Origin of the sequence: Acinetobacter sp. YH12046, from assembly GCF_013419905.1 — a bacterium.
GTDB lineage: Bacteria > Pseudomonadota > Gammaproteobacteria > Pseudomonadales > Moraxellaceae > Acinetobacter.
This window is the reverse complement of record NZ_VOZF01000053.1, coordinates 1-7,283: the sequence shown is the minus strand read 5'-3', so window position 1 is coordinate 7,283 and position 7,283 is coordinate 1. Positions and strand designations below refer to the sequence as shown.

9 protein-coding genes are annotated in these 7,283 nt (G+C 32.3%); 4 read left to right on the top strand and 5 right to left on the bottom strand.

All coding sequences use genetic code 11. The annotated features are described in order from the left end of the window. Window positions 1–190: 190 nt before the first annotated feature. A complete protein-coding gene (locus FTU03_RS15505) occupies window positions 191–613 on the bottom strand; it encodes a hypothetical protein (protein WP_157759225.1) in 423 nt (140 codons plus the stop codon). 105 nt (window positions 614–718) lie between these two features. On the opposite strand from FTU03_RS15505, the gene FTU03_RS15500 reads away from it, so the two are divergent. The 3 genes from FTU03_RS15500 (at window position 719) to FTU03_RS15490 (ending at window position 2,049) form a co-directional block, all read left to right on the top strand. Then, window positions 719–1,042 carry a hypothetical protein gene (locus FTU03_RS15500; RefSeq protein WP_076755242.1) on the top strand — a complete coding sequence of 108 codons (324 nt, stop codon included), beginning with the start codon at window positions 719–721 and terminating at the stop codon, window positions 1,040–1,042. Window positions 1,043–1,217: 175 nt separating this feature from the next. Beyond that, entirely contained in the window at window positions 1,218–1,829 is a 612-nt protein-coding gene (locus FTU03_RS15495; protein ID WP_179993449.1) for a recombinase family protein, read from the top strand. After that, window positions 1,789–2,049 carry a hypothetical protein gene (locus FTU03_RS15490; RefSeq protein ID WP_373684510.1) on the top strand — a complete coding sequence of 87 codons (261 nt, stop codon included), beginning with the start codon at window positions 1,789–1,791 and terminating at the stop codon, window positions 2,047–2,049. The genes FTU03_RS15495 and FTU03_RS15490 overlap by 41 nt, the downstream gene beginning before the upstream one ends. Window positions 2,050–2,462: 413 nt before the next feature. On the opposite strand, the gene FTU03_RS15485 is transcribed toward FTU03_RS15490, so the two are convergent. The 3 genes from FTU03_RS15485 to repM form a co-directional block, all read right to left on the bottom strand. Next, window positions 2,463–2,945, bottom strand: a complete 483-nt coding sequence (locus tag FTU03_RS15485; protein WP_074382622.1) for a hypothetical protein — start codon at window positions 2,943–2,945, stop codon at window positions 2,463–2,465. 264 nt (window positions 2,946–3,209) lie between these two features. Next, entirely contained in the window at window positions 3,210–3,746 is a 537-nt protein-coding gene (locus tag FTU03_RS15480; RefSeq protein ID WP_179993448.1) for a plasmid replication DNA-binding protein, read from the bottom strand. A gap of 66 nt (window positions 3,747–3,812) precedes the next feature. After that, on the bottom strand, window positions 3,813–4,742 hold the full coding sequence (gene repM / locus FTU03_RS15475; RefSeq protein ID WP_179993447.1) for a replication initiation protein RepM: 930 nt from the start codon (window positions 4,740–4,742) through the stop codon (window positions 3,813–3,815). Window positions 4,743–5,701: 959 nt separating this feature from the next. Between repM and FTU03_RS15470 the strand changes: the two genes are divergently transcribed. Further along, on the top strand, window positions 5,702–6,361 hold the full coding sequence (locus tag FTU03_RS15470; RefSeq protein WP_179993446.1) for a plasmid mobilization relaxosome protein MobC: 660 nt from the start codon (window positions 5,702–5,704) through the stop codon (window positions 6,359–6,361). A gap of 143 nt (window positions 6,362–6,504) precedes the next feature. Here FTU03_RS15470 and FTU03_RS15465 read toward each other — a convergent pair whose 3' ends face one another. Continuing rightward, window positions 6,505–6,993: a hypothetical protein gene (locus FTU03_RS15465; RefSeq protein WP_179993445.1), complete on the bottom strand. Its 489-nt coding sequence runs from the start codon at window positions 6,991–6,993 to the stop codon at window positions 6,505–6,507. Window positions 6,994–7,283 lie beyond the last annotated feature (290 nt).

The window sequence follows — 7,283 nt, the reverse complement described above, 5'->3', positions numbered from 1 at the left end:
ATGGCGTATTTATATTCTGAATAAGGATAAAGAGTACCTAAGCTATAAGTTTTTTGAGCACTAATATAAGTTACTTTAAGGTCTGTAATTGGATAATCAGTCTGATTTTTAATAAAAATATATCCATTTTTTTCAAATGGCTAGCATCCTATAAGTAGAACTAATGTAAGACAGTAAAATAGGCTATTCTTCATTTTGGTAGTTCTTCAATTGGTCTTATGAGTTTATTAATAACTATAACTTGTGAGGTATCACAGCCATGATCTACTTCAGTTATCCAAGAATAATTATTTTTTTCTAGAGGATAGGAGCCGCCTCCTCCATATGCTACTTTATCACCTAAAAAATAAGTGTCTGAATCTACTTTTAAGCTCTTAGTTTCTATATTCCAATCTATAGTTTTCGTAGCAAAAATTGGCAGAACTTTAGAGCCATCAGCATGTTCTAGATATAAGCATTTACCTTCCCTAATGAGCTTAGCCTCACTATAACTTGCATTATCTGCTCCCCCTGTATAGTGAATACGTGGAACAACTATATTTGATTCAATTTTTTCTGTAACTGGACTACAGGCTGCAAGAAAAATTAATAAAATAAATTCTAATCTTTTCATATTAAAGGAATTTTTGAGAAAATAATAATAGAGAAATTAAAACAAATTATTCCAAAAGGCTCTGATTAAAAATTGTTAAAATTAGTAGATATATGGGAGAAAATTATGAAAAAATTTTTATACTTCAATTGCTTATCTTTTATTTTTACTTATTTATCTTTGTTTTATCAGAAATATACATTGGTGGATCGTATAGTTGTAGACAAGCTTGAAAAAGTTAAAGTCATTGGAGGAGGATTTCCCTTACAGTTTTTAGTAGATGGTGAAGTATCTCCAGGTGGGAGTATAGCGCTAGATCCTTTAAATATTATTATAGGAATAGATCAATTTATCTTCTTATATTTTATTTTTGATTATTTGTTCTGGATAAGTATTTTATTTGCTTTTTACATAATTTTGAAAAGGTACAAACTAAAACAGATTTTCTAAAATTAACATAATACACGTTATACGAATTCCCAAGGCATGGCTTTTAGTCATGCTTTTTTTATCAAAAGACTATAGCTGAATGATAGCGAGCCAAATCGCATACAATATCTATCATTAGACTTAATGCAATAATTAAATGATGTTATTATCATTAATCTAATAGAATTAAGATTAAATGATAGAAATGAATACACGTATTTATCTACGAGCTTCAACTAAAGATCAAGATGCAAAAAGGGCTTTGCAGATTCTTCAGGATCTAAACCAAAACTTGAATTTGGGTGAAACCATTGTGTACGTGGAAAACTATAGTGGTACGAAGTTAGACCGACCTGAATTGAATAAGCTGCTGTCAGAAGCAAATCAAGGTGACACCTTGTTAGTTGAAAGTATTGACCGCTTATCACGCCTAACCCAACGAGATTTTCAAGAACTGAAGCGCAGGATTCAGGAGAAAGGACTTCGATTAATTGTGGCAGATCTTCCTACTACCTACCAAATGATTCAAACCAGTGACACCATTACTCATTCAATCCTAGAACTCATTAATAATATGTTGATTGATCTCCTGGCAACAATGGCTCGCCTAGACAATGAGAAACGTATAGAACGTATTAAGCAGGGCCTGGCACGTTCGGGTTACAAGCCAACAGGTAAGAAAGCCAATGAGGCTAAGCACAAACGAATAAAAGAATTACTAGCAGCTGGCAATATGACTAAGGAAGAAATTGCCAAAGCAGTGAATTGTGGAGTTGCAACTGTTTATCGAGTTGCTAAAGCCATTTAAAAAGGCTTGTATCAGTGCTTCCCTTATGTCATATCTATTTACAAAGGAACAAGGCATTCTTAAAGATCAAAAGAAGGGATTAATGATGAAAAAGCATTTGATTTTCCTTGTTTTTATAGTGATAGTTTTTATTTTAGCTCTAGTTGTAAAGATTAATAATGATCATAAAAAAGGGCAAGCATTAAAGAAATTAGAACTAGTTGAAAAGCAAATCCATTAGGTAAAAATTGACTTATACTTATTTAAATAACGCTAATAACTAAGCCCAAAGAACACCTAGACCCAGTGCTACACACGCTTAGTTTTTTATATTTTAAAAGAGCATTTTAGCAAATAGCATAAAAGACCGATCTATTCTCAAGCCGGTTTTTTATATCGCCGAGCATCATGGCTTCATCATAGATATATGAATATTAAAATAAATAAAAAGCCCTATAGTCTCTCCCGTTACTATAAGGCTTATAAAACGCTTTAATTTTTTTCTTAATTACCTACTTTTCGATGTAAGTTATGAATATATTTTACCTATTGGTAAAAATAAAGATATAAGACAAAAGATGAATACGTTAGGAATTCCGCGTAAAAACTACTAATTTCGTATAACCGCCATTATGTTAAATGCAGGGTATCTAATTAATTTGAGTTTGCAAAATTGCTAAATTTTTTCTTAATCCTTCTCATGTCTTGAAGTGTATAACCATAATTTCCGAAACATCTTTGTAGCATTTCTGGATTAGTCATTGGACTATCTAAAACAGTAAAAAATTCATTAATAATATTTACAGTAGATAAGTTGGCTTCTTTTTTTCTTGTATCAGAATTAATTGTTATTAATTGAGCTTTATTAAAGTGATCAGCCTTAATTAAATCAGGTGAGTTTTTAAGCTGAGAATTTAGTTTTCTAAAATCTTCATTATAGAGGGGAATACAACTCTCTATTATTCGTGGTAAAGCTGTGTCAGTTAAGAATGCATTTAAGTTAGATTCTATATCTCCAGTAGGTTTTACATTATTGATGTTTGAAGGTTTTACTGGAAAACCATGAAACATCCATTGTATACCCCATAAAATTACTATGACTAAAATTACTGAAAAGATGATTTGTAGTTTCTTCATTTTTTAAATTTTTCTAAAATTAACATAATACACCTTATACGAAATGCGTTATAATTCTCTTGAAAATTCAACGCTGTAGTTCCTAGTTGATAGCCCGAACATCCCTGTTCGGGCTTTTTTTATCTTTTTTAGTGTTCCACGCTTAATAAATAAGCAATGTTCCACGATTTTATTCAGTTTTAATAAACATCATCCGGTTTTTTGGTGAGTCATTATTTCATGTGCTTGCACTGAAATTGGCTCATCAAAAAACTGGAGTCCTGGCTAACCATACGGAAGGAAAAAACGGCTCAGGAAGCCCCTCTTCTTAGGTTCAGGCTCAACGTGTTCAGGGACAGGGATACGTTTGTTCTCTGGAGTAGTCAATTCGTCATAGTTTGACTCAGTCTGTGGCCGAGGATCTGTTGCTATATCCTGTTTAAAGCTCTGATCGGTAAATGTAGTCATATTGGCTTTTGGAGCTTCTAGTAAGCGCTGCATAGCTTCAATCTGTTCTTGATAAAACGATTCACGTTCTAAAGATTGATTTTCTCTTTGTATTGCCTGATTCAATTGTTTTTCCAGTATGTCAACTTGACGTTTTAGTAAGTCAACTTCTGTCAAGTTTTGACTGTTAATTGATTGACTTTGATTGACAGTATTCTCTTTTTTTTGTGGTTCCCCAAAAACTCTTAGGGCCTCTGAAAAGTCAATTAATCCATCAGATCCTTTAGATAAATTTCCTTTGTTTATATGTGCATATATAGCTTGTCTTGAATATCCATAAAGCTTAGCTAACTCTGAAACTGACAGTTTTTTCATTATGTAAACCAGTTTTTAACTTGTATTAATATCTGATTGTTAACTTAACAATTTCAATTAACAATGTCATTGAAATCCTACTTTTCTGAGTAAAGGAAGTAATTCCTTAAATTTCTCCACATCTTGCAGCATGGCAGCTATACGTACAGCAAACTGCTGATAGCTTTCTGTGCCTTGTGAATATTTGCTCATCTCAGGAAGCTCGGAGAGCTTATTGGCAAATAGATGGCGTTGTTTATCTGTTATTTTTGAAAAGAGGTCTAATGTATTCGGATCTCTTTTAGATTCGACAGAATGCGTGGCTGATCTTTTCTGTTTAAAGCTAAATGAAAAGCCAGTAATAGATCTACCAGTTTTATGCTGTTCAACTTTGACAGTGATATCGGTATGTTCATTTACTTGTTTTAATGCAATGTCTAAAACATATTTTTTAAAATCATACATTCGTTTGTATTCAGTTTCGAGTACACCTATTTTTTGTCTAAAATCATAAATAGTTATGAGAGGTGTTTTTCCAGTACTACGCCATGCAATCAATATTTCATATAAACGAACAGCATAAGCACTTGTTAAATTACTTATTTGTTGTATTTCATACTTTGTAAATTGTTCTTCTAACCTAGTAATTAAAGGCACAATAGCAGGGGCAAAAATGAGTCTAACAACAGCTTCATTATCAATATAAGCCACCTCACTCACCCATCTTGACTTGTGATTAATAATGTTACCTTTTTCACTAAGACTCTGATAACTGAATTGTCTTGCAAACAAGTCATCGCAAGCATCTTTTAACGCCTGATAAGCCGTATTTCGATGTACACCAAACTGATTAATATAACTTTCAGCATGAACTGTTAGTGGATCATTAGCATTTATCCCTTTACCCGATTCCCTGGCTTCAACAATAGCTAGGAGAATTAACCTCTGTTCAACTAGATCAAGGTTATAACTAGCATTGATTAAGGCATTATCTTTAACAATTAGCTCTGTTTTCATATGAAAAGATTATATTTTTAATTCAATAAGACGAGGTTATACAATTAGCTCGCTTAATGCAAGGTAAACCTCGTTTTAATGCAAGGTAAACCTCGTTTTAATGCAAGGTAAACCTCGTTTTAATGCAAGGTAAACCTCGTTTTAATATCTCTAGAACTATTATGAATAAAGGATTACAGGCTATTTAAAAGCATTTAAAAGCTTAAAAATAATTAAAAGCCCAAACCATGAAAAATTGCCCTATGTTTTCGCTACGCTCAAACTCTATTGAATCTCGCTTTCACTCGATTCGTCGGGGCAATTTTTAATTCAAATTTCGGAATTCGCTTCGCTCATAAAACTTTTTATTCGAGCTTCGCTCGATACATCAGCATAAATCTCGAATCGCTTTGCTCTGTTCTTGTTGAGAATAGGCTTATGCAGCTTTGTAATCAGGGAAAAGACTTCTGGAATTTTAATTTTGGGACGTCACTCGTAGACACTCGTTCGGTTCTTAAAAGATAAGCATGAAAACATAGTCTAATTTGCTCTCATTTGCGATTTTTAGCCCCTATTTACCATTTTTAAGTATATGGGTGCTTTTCATTTAAATGAGCCTTAAAAACGCATTTAAAAGCGATCTTCAATCATATTTAAAAAACTGGGTTCTAGCTTTTGAGATTTTTTCATTTTTGATCAGCAGATCAGAATGCACGCTTACGCGTTTCTCTTTAAGAAACTTAAATCAGATATCTTCAATTGGCTTGATTGCACCAGTTTTTAATGTAGTTCTTACTCCTGAATATCATTTAAAAAATTAGTCATGACAAAGAAAAATAGGAGAAATGCAAAGAATTGATTTCTAGGGCAAAGAATTGATTTCTAGGGCAGGATAGGCAACAGCCGTTAAAATTGCCATTTTGTCACCCAGACTCTAAAATATAGAGCTGCAAAATATCACTTTACTTACGGAATTAATCATGACTAAAGACAATAAGATTTCTTTTAGAATTGATCGAGCGGTGCTTGATTGGTGGGAGGCAAAGTGTGAAAAGCAAGGCGTTAAGAAAGGTGAGCCATTTCAGAAAGCTTTAGAAACTGCTTATAAAAAAGAAAATGATCCTGCATTTTCTGGACAGGATTTTTCCTTGCATCTGGATAATGATTTAGCTGAAAAAATCTTTAGTTTGGCCCAGGCAGAGCAGCAAGATCCGAATGAATTGATCATGGAGCTGTTAAGAGAAAAAATTGCTGAAAGGGAGAAAGTAGAAGACACGATCGATGTTTTTGAAAAAACCACACGCAAAGAATTAAGAATTAAACCAAGTTTATTAAAGAAAATTGATGAAAGAGCAGCCCTAAGCAAAATGAAGACGAATCAATATATTCTGTCTGTACTTACCGCAAACGTCACAAAAGATGCTCATTTTTTTGGGCAAGATGAAGCTCATTTGCTAGGAGACTCTAATGGGCAATTATCAGCTCTAGGACGTAATCTCAATCAGATGGCGAAAGCTATGAATCAAAGTATTTATGAGGCATATGACCGTGATTTTGTGGGTCGCATTCATGAACTCATCAGAGCTCATATACGTCATGTTTACAAACTGTTAGAACAGAATAAGAGAAGATGGGAATAAAAGTTTAGTCATGACTAAATTTCGCATAAGAGGTTTTATGTTAAATCAGGAGTTCACAATATTGGTCGCCATAATACTTTTTTCATAAAAATGAAAGTAATTGACATCATTTTACTTTAGTGATTAATTTTTTATTACAAATATCAAGAACTTGAGATGATCATGTTTTTCATCTCCAACTTTTGATAAATTAATGTTAAATCAAACTTTTTTATCCAATTGGAGTAAATTCCACTACCTTGTCTAATTAGTAGTGCTTCATATAGTGTTCTTATTATTTGCATTAACTCTTCATTATTATTCTGCATTGGATTAATTGATGTTACTGTTAAAATAGACTTTAGATAGCCTTCTTTTGTCTTTATTTCTTTCTCTAAATCATCATGGATTTGAACTTGATAAAGAATATTATCAATAAAAAAATGATATGTTCTATCAATAAATTTTGGATCTTTTTCAGGCTCTCGTCCTGAATTACTTTGCCATATTTGTCTTAAATATATTTTTCGCTCTTTATCTATAGTCCAATCTCTATCAGGATGCCAAACTCCTCTAGGAACACTATTTTCTATTTCATCAAGACCATATTCAATACGATCCTCTCCACTAATTCTTTCATTTATAAATCCCATTATTTCCCCTCTTATTAAATGTTCTTATTTCAGAGTAATTAGAATAGTTAAATTTAGCTAAAATTAACATAATACGGATTATCTGAAGCCTGGGATGTCTTCCAGGCTTCTTTTTTGGCTTCGTATAACAGCCATTATGTTAAATGGATAGTTATTTAGTGGAAAAATCAAGTTTTTGAAATTTCAAATTGAAGTTTTTTCGTTCAATTAGTAATTGTAATTTATATTCTATTGAATAACTATTTCATAACTTTTCCTATCATATTTGGCTGCATACGTAGCTACTTCTT

Excerpts from the sequence above, each read along its gene's own strand:
- FTU03_RS15505 (WP_157759225.1), bottom strand. The coding sequence starts at position 613 with ATGAAAAGATTAGAATTTATTTTATTAATTTTTCTTGCAGCCTGTAGT.
- FTU03_RS15500 (WP_076755242.1), top strand. The coding sequence starts at position 719 with ATGAAAAAATTTTTATACTTCAATTGCTTATCTTTTATTTTTACTTAT.
- FTU03_RS15495 (WP_179993449.1), top strand. The coding sequence starts at position 1,218 with ATGATAGAAATGAATACACGTATTTATCTACGAGCTTCAACTAAAGAT.
- FTU03_RS15485 (WP_074382622.1), bottom strand. The coding sequence starts at position 2,945 with ATGAAGAAACTACAAATCATCTTTTCAGTAATTTTAGTCATAGTAATT.
- FTU03_RS15480 (WP_179993448.1), bottom strand. The coding sequence starts at position 3,746 with ATGAAAAAACTGTCAGTTTCAGAGTTAGCTAAGCTTTATGGATATTCA.
- repM (WP_179993447.1), bottom strand. The coding sequence starts at position 4,742 with ATGAAAACAGAGCTAATTGTTAAAGATAATGCCTTAATCAATGCTAGT.
- FTU03_RS15470 (WP_179993446.1), top strand. The coding sequence starts at position 5,702 with ATGACTAAAGACAATAAGATTTCTTTTAGAATTGATCGAGCGGTGCTT.
- FTU03_RS15465 (WP_179993445.1), bottom strand. The coding sequence starts at position 6,993 with ATGGGATTTATAAATGAAAGAATTAGTGGAGAGGATCGTATTGAATAT.